A 596-nucleotide genomic window follows, 5' to 3' on the forward strand; every position below is an offset into this window, starting at 1 on the left:
CCGCCCGCACGCTCGAGCAGACCGGGCTGGCGCCCGTCGTCGTCACGGCCGTGACCGTGCGCCGGGACGCGGGCGGCCCCGAGATGGCGGCCCGCACCGCCCGCTACGCGGGCATCGCGGAGGTCGTGGGGCGCACGGGCGCCGACGCCGTGCTGCTCGGGCACACCCTGGACGACCAGGCGGAGTCCGTCCTGCTGGGCCTCGCCCGCGGCTCCGGCACCCGCTCGCTGGCCGGGATGCCCCCCGTGCGCGAGCTCGACGGCGTCACCTACCTCCGCCCGTTCCTCGACCTCTCCCGCGCGCAGACCCTGGAGATCTGCGCCGCCGAGCAGCTCGAGCCCTGGCACGACCCCACGAACCGGGACACCACCCTGATGCGCTCCCGGGTCCGCCACCGCGTGCTCCCGCTGCTGGAGGACGAGCTCGGCCCCGGTCTGGCCCGTGCCCTGGCCCGGTCCGCCGCGATCCTCGGCCCCGACGCGGACTACCTCGACGGCGCCGCGGGGGAGCTGCTCGAGCGCGCCCGCGCCGCCGCCCCGGAGCTGCCCGGCTCCCTGGCCCTGGACCTCGCCACGGTGCGGGCCGCGCACCCCGCG

The 596-nt window shown here is 79.0% G+C and carries 1 protein-coding gene; it reads left to right on the forward strand.

The features are described from left to right. The coding region (gene tilS / locus CRM73_RS19480; protein WP_229588837.1) for a tRNA lysidine(34) synthetase TilS at positions 1-596 on the forward strand (596 nt) is incomplete at both ends.

This window comes from Kocuria sp. CCUG 69068 (genome assembly GCF_020833785.1).
GTDB lineage: Bacteria > Actinomycetota > Actinomycetes > Actinomycetales > Micrococcaceae > Kocuria > Kocuria rosea.